Genomic DNA, 19,317 nt, shown 5'->3' with positions numbered 1-19,317 from the left:
TATTTTAGCATATAGAGAACGAGATCATGCCGAAAAGAACAGATATCAAGAAAATCCTCATCATCGGCTCCGGCCCAATTATCATCAGCCAGGCCTGTGAGTTTGATTACTCCGGTGCCCAGGCAGTCAAAGCCCTGAAAGAGGAAGGTTACGAAGTTGTCCTGATCAACTCCAACCCGGCAACCATCATGACCGACCCGGAACTGGCCGACGCCACGTACATTGAGCCTATCACCCCGGAGTTCGTCATTAAGGTTATTGAGAAAGAACGTCCAGACGCACTTCTACCGACCCTCGGTGGCCAGACCGCGCTCAATACCGCGATAAAAATTGCTGAGACCGGCATCCTCGAGAAGTACAACGTCGAGTTGCTGGCCGCTAACATAGACGTTATCAAAAAAGCTGAAGGTCGGGAGGAATTCAGGGCTGCCATGCACGCTATCGGCCTCAACGTTCCGCAGTCCGCTATCGTCCGTACCCTGGAAGATGCAATGGCTGCAGCCGATGATATCGGTTTTCCGGTCATCGTTCGTCCAAGCTTCACCCTTGGCGGCACAGGCGGTGGTGTTGCCTACAACCGCCAGGAGCTTGAAGAACTCTGCACCTCCGGCCTCGACCTCTCCATGACCACCGAGATCATGCTCGAAAAAAGCCTTCTTGGCTGGAAAGAGTACGAACTCGAAGTAATGCGAGACAGAAAGGACAACGTTGTGATCATCTGTTCCATCGAGAACATGGACGCCATGGGTGTACACACCGGTGACTCCATCACTGTCGCCCCGGCCCAGACCCTGAGCGACCGTGAATATCAGGAGATGCGCGATGCGGCTATCGCCATTATCCGCGAGATCGGTGTTGAAACAGGTGGCTCCAACGTGCAGTTTGCCGTAAACCCGGAAGATGGAGAATTGGTCATTATTGAGATGAATCCAAGGGTTTCAAGAAGCTCCGCGCTCGCCTCCAAGGCTACCGGTTTCCCGATCGCCAAGATCGCCGCTAAGCTTGCCGTAGGCTACACCCTGGATGAGATCCAAAACGACATCACCCGTGAAACCTACGCCGCATTTGAGCCAACCATTGATTACTGCGTAGTCAAAATTCCCCGCTGGACCTTCGAGAAATTCCCGGAAGCGGAGGACGTACTCACCACCGCCATGAAGTCTGTTGGTGAGACTATGGCTATTGGCCGTACCTTCAAGGAAGCTTTCCAGAAAGGTATGCGCTCCCTGGAGATAGGTCGTTTCGGCTTCTCCGCCGATGGTAAAATCGATCTTTCCGAGCTCGAGATCGAAGATCTGGAAACCAACTTGCGGGTGCCGAACTCCAAGAGAATGCCGCATCTGTATGAGGCGCTACGTCGTGAGATGCCGATTGAGGCAATCTACAAGTTGAGTGCCATCGACCCATGGTTTCTGCATAACCTCAAGCAGATCGTCGACACAGAGCGCGAAATCGTCAAACGCGGTTTTCAGGGCCTCGATAAAAAATTCCTTAGAACCTGTAAAGAGCAGGGATTCTCCGATATTCAGCTGGCACATCTTACCGGCACTTCCGATGACGATATCCGCAAGCTGCGTAAGTCACATGAGGTGACCCCGGTATTCAAGCTCGTCGACACCTGCGCTGCCGAGTTTGAGTCGTACACCCCATACTACTACTCCACCTACGAGATGGAGAACGAAGCAGTCGAGACCAAAGGCAAGAAGATTGTCATTCTCGGCGGCGGTCCCAACAGGATCGGCCAGGGTATCGAATTTGATTACTGCTGCGTGCACGCCGCCTTTGCCCTGAAAGAGATTGGGGTAGAGTCGATCATGATCAACTCCAACCCCGAGACCGTTTCCACCGACTACGACACCTCCGACAAGCTCTATTTTGAGCCGCTGACCCACGAGGATGTACTTAACATCATTGAGCAGGAGAAGCCGGACGGCATCATCGTCCAGTTTGGTGGCCAGACTCCATTGAACCTGGCTGTACCCCTTGCCAAGGCAGGAGTACCAATCATTGGCACTCAGCCGGACGCCATCGACCGCGCCGAAGACCGAAAGCGGTTCCAGCAGTTTCTGCAGAAACTCAACCTGCGTCAACCCGAAAACGATACAGTTCATACACTCGAAGAGGCACTTGAGGCCGCAAGACGTATCGGCTATCCGGTCGTGGTTCGCCCGTCTTATGTTCTCGGTGGTCGAGACATGCGCATCGTCTACAATGATGATGGTATCAGAAAATTCATGAAAGCGGTTGGCGGCTCCAAGCTCGAGCACCCGGTCCTGATTGATAAATTCTTAAAAGACGCCATCGAAGTAGATGTGGACGCCCTCTGCGACGGTACCAGGACCATCATCGGCGGCATTATGGAGCACGTCGAAGAAGCAGGTATTCACTCCGGTGACTCATCCTGCGTATTGCCTCCATACACCCTCGGCAAAGACATCGTAGACCAGATCAAGGATGCCAGCCGGGCTATGGCCCAGGAGCTTGGTGTGGTGGGCCTGATGAACGTGCAGTTTGCCGTAAAGGATGAAACTCTCTTCATTCTTGAGGTAAATCCGCGTGCCTCCAGAACCGTACCCTTTGTCTCCAAGGCAACCGGCTTACCACTGGCAAAGCTGGCTACCAAGGTAATGATGGGAATGAGTCTCGATGATCTCGGTATCACAAAAGAAGTTGAGATCGACCACTGGGCGGTGAAGGAAGCCGTTTTCCCATTCGACCGTTTTGAAAATGTAGATACCCTGCTTGGGCCTGAGATGAAGTCTACTGGCGAAGTGATGGGAATCGATGAGAAACTCGGTCTTGCCATTGCCAAAGCACATCTGGCAGCCGGTTCCACCTTACCGCTCTCCGGCGCTGTATTCATCAGTGTGCGGGATGGTGACAAAGCTGCGATCCTGCCGGTTGCAAAAAACCTTGAAGCGCTTGGTTTCTCCATTGTAGCCACAGACGGTACCGGCAATTATCTTCAGGATAACGGTGTGTCCTGCGAGCTGGTCAATAAAATTTCCCAGGGAAGACCCCACATTCTCGATAAGGTACGCGACAAGGAAATCGTGCTGATCATCAACACTTCCCTTGGCAGGCGGACGACCGAAGATGCCTATACAATCAGGCGTTCCGCCCTTAATTACCACGTGCCATACTCCACTACTATTACCGGTGCCCGGGCAGTGGTTCGAGCAATACGTGAAGTACGTACACATGAAATAGGAGTTCAGCCTGTACAATACTTTACCTAGTGGTATACTGAAAAAAAATGATTACGGCCCCTCGACATACCCTGATAATGCTTTACTGTTACCAGTGCGATATGAGAGGGGCTGACCAGTTTGAATAACATATCATTCTGGAAAGTTACCGATAAAACCCCATAATAAAAGGAGCCACCGGAGGACTCTTTGAATACTTTTTATAAAAATTTAAGCATGTGGTTGGTGATTGGTCTCACCATGATCCTGCTCTTCAACCTTTTCAACAGTCCGCAAACAACCTCACCGTCCATTACTTATAGTGAGTTTATCAATAGCGTAGATAAAAAAGCTATTACCCGCGTTGTCATCAATGGCGATGTGATCAGCGGTACTACCCAGGACGGCAAGGCCTTTCAGACCATTTACCCCGTTGCTGACCGGGATCTCATCCCGATGCTTCGACAGGCGGGTGTTGACATAAGCGTCAAGGAAGTTCAGAAGGACTCATGGTTTATGACCATCTTTGTCTCCTGGTTTCCGATGCTGCTGCTGATTGGTGTCTGGATTTTCTTCATGCGTCAGATGCAGGGCGGTGGCAAGGGAGGCGCGCTCTCCTTTGGTAAGACCCGTGCCAAACTTATGGAGCAGGGCCAGAACAAGGTAACCTTCGACGATGTAGCTGGTATTGACGAAGCCAAGGAAGAACTTGAAGAGATCGTTGATTTTCTTAAAGATCCGCAGAAATTTACCAATCTTGGTGGTCGTATTCCTAAAGGTGTGTTGCTTGCCGGCCCTCCAGGTACCGGTAAGACACTGCTTGCCAAAGCAATTGCGGGTGAAGCAGACGTACCATTTTTCACCATTTCCGGTTCCGACTTTGTTGAGATGTTCGTTGGTGTAGGTGCCTCCCGTGTTCGTGATCTGTTCACCCAGGGCAAGAAAAACGCACCATGTATCATCTTCATAGACGAGATCGATGCAGTAGGTCGTCACCGTGGTGCAGGTCTTGGTGGTGGTCATGACGAACGTGAGCAGACACTGAACCAGTTGCTGGTCGAAATGGATGGTTTCGAGTCCAACGAAGGTGTTATCATCGTTGCCGCAACCAACCGTCCTGACGTTCTTGATCCTGCCCTGCTTCGCCCCGGTCGTTTTGACCGCCAGGTAGTGGTACCGGTGCCTGATGTTGGAGGCCGTAAGAAAATTCTTGAAATTTACGCCGCCAAGACCAAGATGGCCCCGGGAATCGATCTGGAAATTGTCGCACGAGGTACCCCAGGTTTTTCTGGTGCCGATCTCGAGAACCTCATCAACGAAGCAGCCCTGATGGCAGCGCGCAGTGGTGCTGCTCAGATCGATCTGACCTTGCTTGAGAAGGCCAAGGATAAGATCCTGATGGGTGCAGAGCGTCGATCCATGATCATTACCGACAAGGAAAAAGAGGTTACAGCCTACCACGAGGCGGGTCATGCACTTGTTGCCTGGCTGCTGCCCGGAACCGACCCGGTTCACAAGGTTACTATCATCCCACGCGGCCGTGCGCTTGGTCTCACCATGCAGCTGCCGATAGATGAGAAATATACCCATTCCAAGTCGTTTCTCGAGAATTCAATTTGCATCCTCTTTGGTGGCCGTATAGCCGAAAAGATCGTTTTTGACGAGATAACCACCGGTGCCGGCAACGACCTTGAGCGAGCAAGCGCCCTGGCCCGTAAAATGGTTTGTGAATGGGGCATGAGCGATGAACTCGGTCCGCTTACCTACGGTAAAAAAGAGGAGCAGATTTTCCTTGGCCGTGAGATTGCACAACACCGTGACTTCAGTGATGATACTGCTCGCCAGATTGATACAGCTGTCAAAGGTATCATCAGTACTGCTGTCGATAAAGTCACCCAGTTACTGACGGATAACCGTGATATTCTCAACAAGATGACTGAATTGTTACTGGAAAAAGAGACTATCGTGCTCGAAGATATCGACAGGATGATCAACGAGCTTCGTCCTGGCCAGTTCCCTGAGGTCGAAAAGCGCATGGCTGAAAACGCCACCAAGAAATCCGCAGCTGCAGCTGCTGCCCAAGCCGCAGCCCAGGCAACCCCTGAGCAACCTGCTCAAGCGGAAACCGCAGCTACTGAGAGTGCTACCGAGTCCTCCGCCGAAGAAGCATCAGAAGCACCTGGCTCTGAATCTTCTGCCGAAACCGGTACCGATACGGAAGACCCAAAGAATCCGTTCTCCCGTAACGACGCTGCATAACTTTGCTATCGCAGTAAGCTCTCTACGGTTATCAAGGATTTCCTGAATGCGAACCATACGAACCAGAATCATGGGGATACTGAACGTAACCCCTGATTCCTTTTCCGACGGCGGCAGTTTTGATTCGATTGACAAGGCAGTACACCACGCCACAGAGTTAATTGAAGCAGGAGCAGACATTCTGGATGTGGGCGGGGAATCAACCCGCCCATATGCAGAACCTGTATCCCTGCAGGATGAACTTGCCCGCACCATTCCTGTAATCAAGGCAGTTCGTGAACTGCACTCCACCCCTATCTCCATTGACACCACCAAAGCAGAGGTAGCCAGACAGGCACTCGCTGCCGGAGCCAACATCATCAACGATATCAGTGCGCTGAATCATGATCCTGAAATGATCGAAGTTGTTCAGGAGACAGATGCACCAGTTGTCATCATGCATATGCAGGGTACCCCCGCCGACATGCAGGATAGACCTGAATATCAGGATATCATTTCAGATATCCTAACGTTTTTTGAAAAACGTATTGAGTGGATGGTCGCAAATAACGTTGACAGGAAACGAATTATTGTTGACCCGGGCATCGGTTTCGGCAAGACTCTATCTCATAATCTGGCAATAATCAGACATCTGGACAGGTTCCGCACCCTCGGCCAGCAGGTACTTCTTGGCCACTCCAGAAAGAGTTTTCTCGGCCTGCTCACCGGCATGGAAGCAGAACAGCGGGATCTCAGTACCGCAGTGGTATCAGCCCTCGCTGTTCAAAGCAGAATCGACATTATCAGAGTACATAATGTCGAGGCCACCAGGCAGGCTTTGCAGATAGCGGAAGCTATTCATCCAGAACAATAAATTGATAGCGGTACGGTGACTGAGTGGTTCCCATCACAAAAACGTCACCGTCCACCAGCTCCATCTCTCCCCCATCATCACAGCCGCCAACTGCCCTCTCGCCGATGCGAACGCCACAGGCACTGCCGCGGTCAATGAGCTTATAGCCATCAGGATGTTTTTCCAGTTGCAGATGCTCCCTGGAGATGTTGAGTAATTCCCCTCCGTCTAACAGGTAAAGATCGTTATTGGGTTCCCGTCCTCCAAGTTTTGGTCGTTCGACCCGCACAATTCGTCCATCGACCATTCGTACTCTGGACTCCCGGCCTATGCGAAATGGGAATTTTCTAATAATCACCATATCATTAACCCGCTGGGGCTGAGGCATGGCTTCGATCGCTTCCGGCGTCAGAGCTTTCAGCACAGCTCGTACTTTGACAATCTCAACTATCTTTCGCTTTTCATCCATGGAATATTCCTGTATTACAAAATTACCTCAACACTACTATTGTGATGCTTTAGCTTGGAACTTATTTACCTTACTCTAAGATATAACATTCTGATATAACAGCTGATAACTATAATAATAGTTATCAGCTGTCCTGTAATTATTCAATGAGTTTCGGGAAGTCGCTATTTTTACAATAAACTCTTCAACTACCATACGTTATATTCAATAAGATTATGGAACCAACCACCTGCGTTAAAACGATCAGCACCAGCCTTCAATTAATTCCGCAAAACGTGCAGGGCGTCATATCCCTGCTCGAAGATGGTTGTACGGTCCCCTTTATAGCCCGGTACAGAAAAGAAGCCACAGGCTCCCTGGATGAAGTCGAGATAACCCGGATCAGGGACGAATTACATCTTTTTCAGGAAATAACCAAGCGCAGAGAAACTATTCTCGCGACGATTAAAAGCCAGGGAGCACTTACATCAGAGCTCAAGGATGCCATTACCAAAGCTCAATCGTTATCCGTTCTGGAAGATCTCTATCTGCCGTACCGGCCAAAGAGAAGAACACGGGCAACCATTGCCAGAGAAGCCGGGCTCGAGCCTCTCGCTGAGAGCTTGTACAGCAAACCACAGGTCCCCTTTTCGCTAGAAAGATTTTTACGCTCTCTTGAGCAGGAGATGAGCGAGGAAAGCGCTCTTGCCGGTGCCCGTGACATCATCGCAGAACGAATCAGTGAGCACCAGCAATCACGGCAGGCACTGCGGAGATTGTTTGCCGAAAAAGCAGTCATTATCTCGAAGGTGGTTGAAAAAAACCGGGAAAAAGCAGAAAAGTACCGCGACTATCTGGATTGGCAGGAACCGGTGAAAAAAATTGCAGGCCACAGGCTTTTGGCAATGTTGCGCGGTGAAAATGAAAAATTGCTCACACTCTCACTACGACCACCGCCAGAAGATGGTATTGCAGCACTCTACCCTTTCCATATTACCAAGAAAACAGGCCGAGCCGAGCAGGTCCGCCTGGCAATCGAAGATGGATACAACAGACTTCTTGCACCATCGCTCGAAAACGAATTACGCAAGACCCTCAAGGAGCAGGCCGACCTTGAGGCAATTGAAGTTTTTGCCGGTAACATAAAAGAATTGCTCCTTGCTTCTCCTCTTGGGCAAAAACGGGTACTGGCATTGGACCCGGGCTTTCGTACCGGAGCGAAACTGGTCTGCCTTGATGGCCAGGGATCTTTACTTGAATCAACCACCATTTTCCCGACTCAGTCCGCAAAACAGCAAGCAGCTGCAGCTGAAACCGTTCTTCGACTGGTAAAGAAACATCAGATCGAGGCCATCGGAGTTGGCAGTGGCACCGCTGGTCGTGAAACGGAAGAGTTTATCAGAGGGCTCAGTCTTCCTGGTGATATCATTATTACCATGGTCAATGAAGATGGTGCTTCAGTCTATTCGGCTTCAGAGACTGCGCGTAAAGAATTTCCTGATCTGGATCTCACTGTCCGTGGTGCCATATCCATAGGCCGGCGTCTGCAAGATCCTCTGGCTGAACTGGTTAAAATAGACCCTAAAGCAATTGGTGTTGGCCAGTACCAGCACGATGTCGACCAGAAAGCGCTGAAGCAAGGCCTTGATGACGTTGTTGAATATTGCGTAAACAGCGTTGGCGTAGAGGTAAACAGTGCCAGTGCAGAGCTTTTAACATACGTATCGGGCGTAGGGCCAATGATTGCAACCAACATCGTTGAGTACCGTACGCAAAACGGCCCCTTTACCACTCGTAAACAGCTCCTTAAAGTTCCCCGGCTCGGCCCCAAGGCCTTTGAACAATGTGCCGGTTTTGTAAGAGTTGCAGCAAGTAAGAACCCTCTTGATAGAAGCGCTGTCCATCCTGAACGATATCCTATTGTCACTCAAATGGCAAAAGATGCGGGAGCGGATGTTGCCCAGTTGATGCGCTCGGAGAATCTTCGAAAGAACATCAAACTTGAAAATTATCTCACCGAAACGATCGGCCTGCCGACCTTAAAGGACATCATCGCCGAATTGGCGCGACCGGGGCGCGATCCGCGTCAGGCCTTCATCAGCTTCAGTTTCGCGGAAGGCATCAATACTGTCGACGATCTGGAACCTGGAATGGTGCTGCCCGCAATTATTACCAATGTTACCAAATTCGGGGCCTTTGCCGATATAGGCGTTCATCAGGATGGTCTGATCCACATCAGCCAACTTGCAGATCGCTTCGTAAAAGATCCGGCTGATGTGGTAAAAACCAGGCAACATGTAAAAGTAAAAGTGTTGGAGGTGGACAAGGAAAGAAAGCGTATATCACTCTCATTGAAAAACGTTGTCCAATAACCACCTGACTACAACATCAGCACAATGCACACTGGAGAAATTCAATTGCAACTACTTCTCCAGTGAATGTTTCGAAGCACCGGAGGCTATTTTCCAGCTTCCCCCGAATCATCTTCTGTTTTCCCTGGTCGCGCACCTGTCACCTTGGCAGGGCAACCATAGGCGATAGCCATTGCAGGTATATCCTTGGTAACCAAGGCATGTGCCCCCACCACTGCGCCAGAACCAACATTACAGCCATCAAAGACTGTCGTTCTGGTTCCCAGCCAGGAGCCTTTGCCAATTTCCACCCCTTGGTTCGCCCTGTGTCCTTGGGCTATTATGCTGAGCGCTGGATTATCAAACCTATGAAAACCTGCAGCAACCACATAACTGAAAGCCCCAAAGAGCACCTCGTCGCCGACAATCAGTTTTTTTTCTGAACCAAAAATACAGTTTCTGCCAAGTGAGCAACCTCTCCCAATTCTAATAACACCATTCCTTGCCCGAATAACTGTCGCCCCGGAAATCAATACGTCATCATCAATAACAATTTCCGCCTCATTCCCACGGGCATCGATAACACATTCGTCATCAATCATTACATTATTACCAACTGATATGCGATTTCCTCCTCTTATACATACATTCCGGCCAATGGTAACGTTTTTCCCCATGTCTCTCAGTAAAAACCTGTAAAGGAATCGTCTGAGAGCTATACCCACCGCACCAAACATTCCCGAGCAGAAAAACATAATCAGTTCATATCGCAGTAAGTGCCAAAACGAGGCACTCCCGGTCACTACCAGCGAGTACCAGCGAAGTGGTGATTGGGAATCGTCCGATCTAATCTTTTTTAGGTCAACAACATTGTCCGAGTTGTTCAATGACAGGCTCCCAAGTTAATGTTTGAACAGAGTCCTGCAAATGTAGCCTTTTTGTCTATGAGGTGGCGAATTTGTTCCAGGTGAATTGCCGTGTGGCTCTTCCAACTACTTCACGACAGCGTATCTTTTTTGTCAGGCAGAGACAACCTTTTTCTACCCAACAGATGGCGTATTCAGGAAAATTGTCACATCTGGGAATAGCTACCCATGCGCAGGATCTCTTCTATGGAACCAACTGAGTAATAACTTGATATATCGCAACAGTTGGTTCTAATAGAAATTAGAATCGCTTGCAGAAAGGCATTATTCCTTTACCGACCCAGCAAGTAAACCACGAATAAAATACCTGCCCAAAACAATGTAGATAAGCAAAACCGGCAACGCTGCCAGAATAGAACCGGCCATGGGCAGGTTCCAGCTCACTGCCTGGCCACCGGCAAGTTGTGCTAGACCGACAGTAATCGGGTTGTCAGCATGCCTGGTAAGAGTGATCCCCCAGAGAAATTCGTTCCAGACCTGGGTGAACTGCCAGAGAGAGGTGACCACAAAGCCCGGTATTGACAGCGGCAGAATAATCTTGGTGTAAATCGAGAAAAATCCGGCCCCGTCAAGGGAAGCGGACTCCATCAGTGAGTTTGGAATCTGGGCGTAAAAGTTCCTGAAGATAAGGGTGGTAATGGGAAGACCATAGACCACATGGGCCAGAATCAACCCCGGCAATCCGCCATACAGATTCATGGCGCGTAGCGTCTGAAAAAGAGGAATCAGGATAACCTGATAGGGAATAAACATCCCGAACAGGAAAAGGGTAAAAACCACCTCACTGCCCGGAAATTTCCACTTCGAGAACACATAACCATTCAGGGAGCCGAGCAGGGTCGAGAGCGCTGTGGCAGAGATTACCAGAATGACTGAGTTGATAATGTTATTTTTCAGCAGTGCCAATGCTTCCGGAAAACTGGCGTAGTTTACCTCCGGCGGCAACTCCCAGGACGTTGGCAGGCTGATGTCAGCCGGAAATTTCAGAGCTGTCACCACCGCAAGATACGCGGGAAGCAGATAACCGATGGCCAGTAGAATCAGCACACCATAAAGAGCAATAGTGGAGAGAGAAATTTTTCGCATCATTATCTCGTTCTCCTCTGCTTATAACTGCTGACCATGTAAGGAATAATAAAAGTTGCCGCGATAAGAAACAGAATAATTGCGATGGCAGCACCCTTGGCAAAATCGTTGGCACGGAAGGTTGTCAAATACATGTTGAGCGCCGGGTGGCCGGTCTCTGCGTTGTCCGGACCGGTCATGGCAAATATCAGATCAAACATCTTCAGTGAGATATGAGACAGGATAATTACCGCGCTGATAGTGATGGGTTTTACCAGAGGTAAGGCGATATGACGATAGTATCCGGCCGTAGTCGCTCCATCGAGCATTGCCGCATCGCGCAAATCCTGCGAGATGCCGGTGAATCCGGCCAAATAGAGGGCCATGGTATAACCGGAATACTGCCAGATAGTGGCCATGATGATACCGATGGTGGCGGTATTGAAACCGTGCATCTCCTCCATAAAGAGCGTTTTTGGCAACAAATCACCCCAGATCCAGGCTCCAGCCCCGGCCACAACACCCGGTACCAAAAGCCACAGAGCCCGACGCTGGCTGGAACGAATCGTTAAAAATCCCCAGATTATCAGAACAGCTGCGACAAGGTAAATGGCCACCTGTAACAGGTTCTGCCAATCAAAGGTAAGAACCGTGGTTGAACTCGAAAGCCAGGAATATTGCAATGGCTCAAACCCGGCATAGGTAGGCAAAATATTGACACCACCCTGGGGTGCCAGCATCCAGCGCCAGATGGTACCGGTTACGATGAAGGAGAGAGACATCGGGTAGAGGAAGACGGTACGGAAAAACGCCTCCCCTTTCGGCTTGTTATCGAGAAGCATGGCAAGTATCAGCCCTATACCTATGGCTCCCGCCAGCAGCATCACCGAATAAAATACCGCATTAACCAGATCCTGACGGAAACCGCCGCCTAAGAAACCAGTAAAGAGCTCCACATAATTACCGAATCCGATAATATTTTTCACCGGATTCTCGGCCAGTGCTCCCACCCCGCCCCAGTCTGTCATCGACAGCCAGAAGGTGTTGCCGATAAAGCCATAAACAAAGATCGCTATCAAAACGATCGACGGCAGAAGTGTCAGGAAAGCCTTGACCCTGTCTTGGTTACGCATGTCCACTCCAGATAATCCGACCCGGGCATGCCGGGCCGGACGATAAAACACAACGAACCCGAATTTCTCATCAGTTCAGGCAGCGTCATGGATACAATTTTCGGTAGTAAGCCATAGTTGTCTATGTTTACTACCGAAATATTGAATGAGATGACGTTGCTTGAATTGAGCTTCGGTCTAATAGTTCTACGAAAATTGTCTTATTTGCTGATGCCGTTCTTCACCGCAATCTGCTGCGCTGCTTTTGCTGCTGTTTCTGCATTGCGGCTCTTAAGAAACATCTCCATAACTGAAGCAAAATCGTTCATGAAGCCCTCATTAGCGGTAACGCCGTGGGCCAGGGAACCAACAATTATGTTTTTGCTGAAATCAACAGCTGCGGACTTGCCGTAGTTGTTGTAGAGACCGAGCTCACTGTCTTTACGGGCAGAGATGGAGCCCTTCAGCGGGTTAAAGGCATCACTGCCCTCACGGCTGCCGAGGATTGCCAGCCAGGCCATAGCGTTATCACGATTCTTCACACCTTTCGGCAGACCGAAAGAGTCAGCGAGGAACATGAACTCACCGGTGGTACCAGGAGAAGCAGCCCAACCGAAACCGCTGCCAGGAACAAGTTTTTTGGTGGTACTCATGTAACCGGCAGCCCAGTCGCCCATGACGTTAAAGGCCGCACGGCCGTCCACAACCATATCGGTGGCCTGCTGCCAGCTGAGAGAAGAGGCATCCTTGTTGGTATACTCAAGAACTTTACCGAACAGTTCCCAGGCAGCTACACCCTCGGCGCTGTCAAATGCAAGCTCACCAGCCCAGAGAGCATCCCATTTTTCCGGTCCCATGGAAGCAAGCGCAACAGACTCCCAGAGATGGTTGGCGGTCCAGTTCTGGGCCAATGCCAGAGGAACGATACCTTTCTCCTGAAGTTCAGGAGCTACAGCAAAGAACTCATCCCAGGTAGCAGGTGGCTGAACGCCCCACTCCTGCAGCTTCTCTGGGGAATACCAGATAACGTTGGAACGATGGATATTTACCGGAACCGACCAGATACCATCTTTGGTTCCGATATTTTTGATCAGGCCTTCAGGAAAAACATCCATCCAACCCTGCTCTTTAAACAGAGGGGTAAGGTCCTCCATGCGATCAGCCTCAACCCAGGTGCCGATAAGCTCCTGACCTGCGTGTACCTGAAAGCTGTCTGGCGGCTCGCCACCAAGCATGCGGGTTTTCAATACCGCCTTGGCGTTCACACCAGAGCCACCGGTCACAGTCGCGTTGATGACTTTTACACCTGGGTTTTCCTCGTTGTACTTATCGATCAACGCCTGCAGAGCAGGACCCTCATCGCCAGCCCACCAGGAAAAAATCTCCAGATCACCGCTAAGTTCCTTGGCCTGTACTACGGGGGAAACAGCGAGCAGCATGGCTGTACATGCCGCAACGCAAGTACGCACAACAAGCCTTTTCATAACATCCTCCTCATGAATGATAATGATGGTTTTGACGGCAGGATCACCCATACCGCCAATGGCGACATATGATTGTCACATCTCTACTTCAATACCTCTTCAGTTTCCGGGTCGAAAAAGAGCAGTCGATTCAAATCAAATCCCAACTCCATCTTTTCACCTGGACGAGCAACAACTCTACCTTCTAACTCGGCGATCATGTTAATGCCCCCCACACTGAACTCCAGCAGGGACTGACCACCAAGAATCTCTGATACAATCACTTCGACCTCTATTCGCCACTCTTCCGGGAATCTATGAATCGCATCCCCTCTCTTGATCGCGTCGGGGCGAATACCAACCAGAACACTCCGGGGGGTAGCACAATCCGGTACAACAGGTACCGGTAAGGTCAGTTCACCCATTTTTACCCGGGTCTCACCACCTGAGCCGCTTAACTCACCATCCAGAATATTTATGGGCGGATTACCGATAAATCCGGCAACAAACTTGTTTGCCGGACGTTCAAAAACGTCCACCGGCGAACCAACCTGCTGGATATAGCCGTCTTTTAAAATGACAATCTTATCGGCCAGCGTCATCGCCTCCACCTGATCGTGGGTGACATAGATGGTGGTGGTCTGCATCTTCAGGTGGAGCTTTTTCAGCTCCATACGCATCTGGGTGCGCAACTGGGCATCGAGATTTGACAGTGGCTCGTCGAAAAGAAAGACACTCGGCCGACGTACAATGGCGCGGCCCATGGCAACACGCTGGCGCTGACCACCGGAAAGCTCGGCAGGTTTTCTATGCAGATACGGGGTCAGCTCCAAAATTTCGGCAGCCTCCTGTACCTTTCTCTTTATCTCGTCTTTGGTCTCTTTGGCCATCTTCAGGCTAAAGGCGATATTGTCAAAGACGTTCATGTGTGGATACAGAGCGTAGTTCTGGAAGACCATGGCCACGTTTCTATCCTTGGGAGCCATTTTGCTGATCGGCTTGTTGTCGATACAGATCTCCCCATCGCTAATAGACTCAAGCCCGGCAATCATACGTAAAATTGTTGACTTACCGCAACCGGACGGACCGACAAGAACGATGAATTCATTATCTTCAATGGCAAGATTCACCCCATGAACAACCTGGGTACTGCCAAACCGCTTTATAACCTCTTTCAACTCCACCTGGGCCATTTGGTAACTCCGGAGTACGTATATTTGCTCTTTAAGGGGATATCCCCGTTCATGTAGATTCTCTCACCACCAGAGTGGTTGGTAAGACTATGGTTTCTGTTGCAGGAGCGGATTCGGAAGTGAGATTCTTCAACAGCAATTCCGCAGCTCTTCTGCCAATTTCAAACGCCGGCTGATTGACGGTGGTCAGCTTCGGTCGTACCAGAGCGGTATTCGGATTATTGGAAAATCCCACCAAAGCAACATCATCAGGGATCTTCACCCCGACCTCATCGAGGTATACAAAAGCCCCGATCGCCACCGGGTCATTGATTGTGAAGATCGCATCCGGTGGTTCCGGTAAACTCATCAGCCTCTCGGCGGCTCTGCGGCCATCCTCTTCATGATAGCCTGCATAAAGTATATAGTCGTCCGACACCTGCAGTCCATTGTCCCGAAGCGCGGCTTCATAACCCTCCCGTCTGGCTCGGGAAACATACATGGACCTGGTACCACCTATATGCGCAATTCGTTTTCTACCACGTTCCACCAAATGCTGCACGGCCTCATAGGCACCCTTGTAGTCATCGACGATGACCCTGCTCACCTTGAGATCTTCAGCCACCCGGTCAAAGAGTACCAGAGGGATTCCCTGCCGCACCACCAGCTCCAGATGGTCGTAACTGGTGGTCTCCTGAGAGATGGAAACCAGCATGCCAGCAACCCGGTTTGCAGCCAGTGCCCTGATATTCAGTACCTCGCGGGCAACAGTATCTGCAGACTGACAGACCATAATGGTGTAACCAGCCTCATAGGCCACCTCTTCTATGCCACTGATGACCGTGGAGAAAAATGTGTTGCGAATTTCCGGAACCACCACACCGATATTATTGGAGCGGCGATTCTGCAAACTCTGGGCGATCAGATTTGGTTGATAGTCGGTTTTGGTCGCCATGGCCAGTACCCGCTGCTTGGTCTCTTTGCTTATGTCCGGATGATTGCGTAAAGCCCGCGACACCGTCGACGGTGACAAGCCCAGCTTTTTTGCCAGATCATTTATGGTCACATGGCGCCTATGCATCGTTCTTCTCTTCGCACTCACACCAGACCTGCTCAAGCCCGTCCATACCGATACCACAGATTCCCGGTCGGCCTATGTGCACTGAAATAACACTGTTTAAGCCAAAGACATGCTCCATTCGACGTCTGTAGTCGGCAAGTTCCCTGGCAGGAATATAGGCCTGTATGGTTCCGGCAAAACCGCCACCATGCACCCGGCAGATGCCATTCGGACAAAATCTTTTACTCAGCGCAAGTCCCAGCAGCACTCCCTGCTCAGTTGTTGACTTCTGTGAAGCGCAATTCTGCAGTAACATTGCCGAAGATTCACCTGAATCTGCCGCGAGCTGCAGAAATTTATCAAAATCAGAACGTTCCAGCGCATGGGCCATGGCTACAGCGCGTTCATTCTCCTCCACACAATGCAACAACCTGAGTGCAGCCCTGTCCCCGGCCTTTTGGCGGATTTCCGGCATAGCAGCCAATACCTGCAGTACGCTCAGACCACGGGCCACCGGCTGGTTCAACACCCGCGCCGCCGCCTGCATTTCTTCCGGAATAGCTGCGTATTCCGGAGTAAGTTCTACATGGCTGCCACCTGTATCGACCACCACCAGAGAATAGCCAAAAAGATCATCCGGCACCCTGATTCGCCTGATCTTCGGAGCCTGCGGCATAGCAAAATCGATGGCGGTGATCCGCCCTACACCACTGCTCATCTGGTCCATCAAACCGCAGGGCTTACCGAAATAGCGATTTTCAGCGCTTTGGGCCATGATGGCAATTTTTTCAGCACTGAAGCTGCCATCATTGTACAGCAGGTTGAGAATCCCCCCCACCAATACCGAAAAAGCGGCGGAACTTGAGAGACCGGTGCCGGGCCTGCACGTGGCATGCAGACAAGCATGAAAGCCACCGACCTTTCCACCCTCTGCCCGAAACATGCCAGCCATGCCACGAACCAGCGATCGTGCGCTGCCCTCCTCACCAACAACCGGCTGCAGCTCACCGAGATCCACCCTGATCTCTTCTGTAAACCCTTCTGAATCGATGATAATTGCAGAGTCTTTTATCGGAGTAACCGCAGCCACGCAGTCGAGATCGACCGCAGCAGCCAAGACATTGCCATGATTATGATCTGTGTGATTGCCGCCAAGCTCCGTTCTGCCCGGGGCACTGACCATGAGTCCCTGTGCTTCCGGTCGCTGGCTGAGCATAGTTTCAAGAAGCCGGAGATATCGTTGCTTCTGCTCACCAAGGGCTTCCCTGCCATAAAGACTGATAAAATCACAATCAAGATCGCCGGAAACAACCTTTGACTTTAACTTATCCAGGCGACCAATCATGATATCTTCTCCGTATAATGACGTGCCGAAAGCCCTCTCAAACGTTCTGCTGCAGACTCCGGGGTAATATCCCGTTGCGGCATTGCCAGCAACTCATACCCCACCATGTGCTTGCGCACGGTCTGCGATCTCAACAGTGGCGGCAGGTAATGCATATGCCAGTGCCAATGCGGGTGGTCTCCACCATCTGTCGGTTGCTGATGCAGCCCCATGGAATATGGGAAAGAGGAGAGAAAAAGGTTGTCGTAGCAGATGCCAAGGCGAATCATCATCTCAGCGAGATCATTCTTTTCTGTCAGGGTCAGATTATTTATAGACGAGCGGTGGTGTCTTGGCAGAATCATAGTCTCAAATGGCCAGACCGCCCAGTACGGGACAAGTGCCACAAAAGAATCGTTGGCAAAGAGGATACGTTCCCCCTCCGTCAATTCACGCTCCAGGTAAGAACAGAGCAGGCATTTGCCTTTTTCCCGGAGGTAGTTGCGCTGTTGACAGTCCTCGGCTGCAGGCAAAGTGGGGATAGTCTGGTTTGCCCAGATTTGTCCGTGGGGGTGAGGGTTTGAGCAGCCCATTATCAACCCTCGATTCTCGAAAATCTGGACGTGATTGATATCAGACCTTGCCCCCAGTTCCGCGTACTCCCTCTGCCAGGTATCAACAATGGCCAGCACCATCTCCTGCGGCATCCGGGCAACGGTCAGGTCATGGCGGGGAGAATAGCAGATCACACGGCAGATACCGCTTTCAGGCTCGGCCCGCAAAAGGTCATCCGGATCTGAAGCGGATCCGGTGCCATCTTCAGGCAACAGCGCCGCAAAATCGTTAGTGAAAACAAAGGTGGAAGTATATTGTGGATTATCGGCCCCTTCGGCACGCACGTTGCCAGGGCACAGATAGCAATCAGGATCGTATCGAGGGGCTTTACCCTTTTCCGGTTCTTCATTCAAGCCACTCCAGGGTCGTTTCGCCCTATGCGGAGAGACCAGAACCCATTCTCCGGTAAGCCTGTTGAAACGGCGGTGGGGACGTTCCAGAAATTCAGCGTTTTCCATACGTTGTTTTACCTCTCGCCGCTGCCTTAACGCACAAAGCACGAAACATCGCCATGGCAAACCTACGTGCTTTTTGCGTATCGCCAGACTCGCGCACTCGAATTACCCAAACACAAGACCACTATCTGAAAACCGGTTTCCCTTTCCAACAGGAAATGCATAACACCAGAGAACGGCAAAGCCGGTTCTCTGCAAAAACCCTCGGCAGCTCATGAAAACTCGGCTATAATAACTTTCGCAAACGTTGCCGCAATCGTTTGCATAAATGTCACTATAGTGAACGATAAGGAAAACTGTCAATCTCTTTTTAGGGTTCTATTAGGATGAAACGTTCTGAAATAAATCGCAGTATACTGGACGCCATTGCTCTTTTTGAAAGCATGCAGTTTAAATTGCCGCCATTCGCCCTCTGGTCACCAGAACAATGGCAGCAGGTAGGCGAAGAAGCCCGTGAGATTTTAGATAACGGCCTCGGCTGGGACGTGACTGATTACGGCAAGGGAGACTTCTCAAACACCGGTTTACTGCTCTTTACCATCCGTAATGGCAATTATGGCAACCGTGAGACCTACCCTAAAGGATATGCCGAAAAAATCATGGTGGTGCAGGAAAATCAGATGACCCCCTGGCACTTCCACTGGAATAAGCGGGAAGATATTATCAACCGTGGTGGTGGAGATCTGGTCGTTGAACTTTATCTGGCTGATGAGAATGACAAATTCTCAGATAAGGAGTTTGAAGTAACAATCGATGGCATACGCAGGAAAGTTGCCCCCGGCGGTACTGTGGTGCTCACCCCCGGCGAGTCGATCTGCCTTGAGCCGTACGTGTACCATACCTTTTACGGACGAGAAGGTGGTGGTACCGTGATGGTAGGTGAAGTTTCAGATGTCAACGACGATGCCAACGACAACCGCTTCTATGATGAGATTGGACGCTTTCCCACAATCGAGGAAGATGAGCCACCCACACATTACCTTTGTACCGAATATCCAGAACTGAAGAAATAACTAGAGGTCGGATAATGCTCTGCCTGCAGGGGAA

General features: G+C 50.6%; 14 protein-coding genes. 5 read left to right on the top strand and 9 right to left on the bottom strand.

From position 1 onward, the window contains the following. Positions 1 to 26 precede the first annotated feature (26 nt). From carB to folP, 3 genes are all read left to right on the top strand, one after another. Positions 27 to 3,239, top strand: a complete 3,213-nt coding sequence (carB, locus tag FCL45_RS11595) for a carbamoyl-phosphate synthase large subunit (protein ID WP_136796803.1) — start codon at positions 27 to 29, stop codon at positions 3,237 to 3,239. A gap of 159 nt (positions 3,240 to 3,398) precedes the next feature. After that, a complete protein-coding gene (gene ftsH / locus FCL45_RS11590; protein ID WP_136796804.1) occupies positions 3,399 to 5,447 on the top strand; it encodes an ATP-dependent zinc metalloprotease FtsH in 2,049 nt (682 codons plus the stop codon). Positions 5,448 to 5,493: 46 nt separating this feature from the next. Next, positions 5,494 to 6,300, top strand: coding sequence for a dihydropteroate synthase (gene folP / locus FCL45_RS11585; protein WP_136796805.1), 807 nt, complete (start codon positions 5,494 to 5,496; stop codon positions 6,298 to 6,300). Here folP and FCL45_RS11580 read toward each other — a convergent pair. Further along, entirely contained in the window at positions 6,281 to 6,748 is a 468-nt protein-coding gene (locus FCL45_RS11580) for an FHA domain-containing protein (protein ID WP_136796806.1), read from the bottom strand. The genes folP and FCL45_RS11580 overlap by 20 nt on opposite strands. A 215-nt stretch (positions 6,749 to 6,963) precedes the next feature. Here FCL45_RS11580 and FCL45_RS11575 point away from each other — a divergent pair, with 215 nt between their 5' ends. Continuing rightward, the gene (locus FCL45_RS11575) at positions 6,964 to 9,099 is read left to right on the top strand and encodes a Tex family protein (protein ID WP_136796807.1); all 2,136 of its coding nucleotides are present in this window, start codon (positions 6,964 to 6,966) and stop codon (positions 9,097 to 9,099) included. A gap of 86 nt (positions 9,100 to 9,185) precedes the next feature. On the opposite strand, the gene FCL45_RS11570 is transcribed toward FCL45_RS11575, so the two are convergent. From FCL45_RS11570 to FCL45_RS11535, 8 genes are all read right to left on the bottom strand, one after another. Then, positions 9,186 to 9,680: an acyltransferase gene (locus FCL45_RS11570; protein WP_136796808.1), complete on the bottom strand. Its 495-nt coding sequence runs from the start codon at positions 9,678 to 9,680 to the stop codon at positions 9,186 to 9,188. Positions 9,681 to 10,268: 588 nt separating this feature from the next. Further along, on the bottom strand, positions 10,269 to 11,093 hold the full coding sequence (locus FCL45_RS11565) for a carbohydrate ABC transporter permease (protein WP_136796809.1): 825 nt from the start codon (positions 11,091 to 11,093) through the stop codon (positions 10,269 to 10,271). Then, positions 11,093 to 12,202 (bottom strand): carbohydrate ABC transporter permease, encoded by a 1,110-nt coding sequence (locus FCL45_RS11560; RefSeq protein WP_136796810.1) that lies wholly within the window; start codon positions 12,200 to 12,202, stop codon positions 11,093 to 11,095. Before FCL45_RS11560 ends, FCL45_RS11565 begins: the two co-directional genes overlap by 1 nt. A gap of 200 nt (positions 12,203 to 12,402) precedes the next feature. Then, positions 12,403 to 13,620, bottom strand: a complete 1,218-nt coding sequence (locus FCL45_RS11555) for an ABC transporter substrate-binding protein (RefSeq protein WP_420811232.1) — start codon at positions 13,618 to 13,620, stop codon at positions 12,403 to 12,405. 128 nt (positions 13,621 to 13,748) lie between these two features. Next, entirely contained in the window at positions 13,749 to 14,837 is a 1,089-nt protein-coding gene (locus FCL45_RS11550) for an ABC transporter ATP-binding protein (RefSeq protein ID WP_136796812.1), read from the bottom strand. Between the two features lie 49 nt (positions 14,838 to 14,886). Beyond that, on the bottom strand, positions 14,887 to 15,897 hold the full coding sequence (locus FCL45_RS11545; protein ID WP_136796813.1) for a LacI family DNA-binding transcriptional regulator: 1,011 nt from the start codon (positions 15,895 to 15,897) through the stop codon (positions 14,887 to 14,889). After that, on the bottom strand, positions 15,890 to 17,221 hold the full coding sequence (locus tag FCL45_RS11540) for a galactokinase (RefSeq protein WP_217907721.1): 1,332 nt from the start codon (positions 17,219 to 17,221) through the stop codon (positions 15,890 to 15,892). Before FCL45_RS11540 ends, FCL45_RS11545 begins: the two co-directional genes overlap by 8 nt. Beyond that, positions 17,218 to 18,273: a UDP-glucose--hexose-1-phosphate uridylyltransferase gene (locus FCL45_RS11535; protein ID WP_136796814.1), complete on the bottom strand. Its 1,056-nt coding sequence runs from the start codon at positions 18,271 to 18,273 to the stop codon at positions 17,218 to 17,220. The genes FCL45_RS11540 and FCL45_RS11535 overlap by 4 nt, the downstream gene beginning before the upstream one ends. A gap of 323 nt (positions 18,274 to 18,596) precedes the next feature. Between FCL45_RS11535 and FCL45_RS11530 the strand changes: the two genes are divergently transcribed. Further along, positions 18,597 to 19,283: a D-lyxose/D-mannose family sugar isomerase gene (locus FCL45_RS11530; RefSeq protein WP_136796815.1), complete on the top strand. Its 687-nt coding sequence runs from the start codon at positions 18,597 to 18,599 to the stop codon at positions 19,281 to 19,283. Positions 19,284 to 19,317 lie beyond the last annotated feature (34 nt).

Origin of the sequence: Desulfosediminicola ganghwensis, assembly GCF_005116675.2 — a bacterium.
Classification (GTDB): Bacteria; Desulfobacterota; Desulfobulbia; order Desulfobulbales; family Desulfocapsaceae; genus Desulfopila; species Desulfopila ganghwensis.
This window is presented reverse-complemented; position numbering and strand designations above follow the sequence as displayed.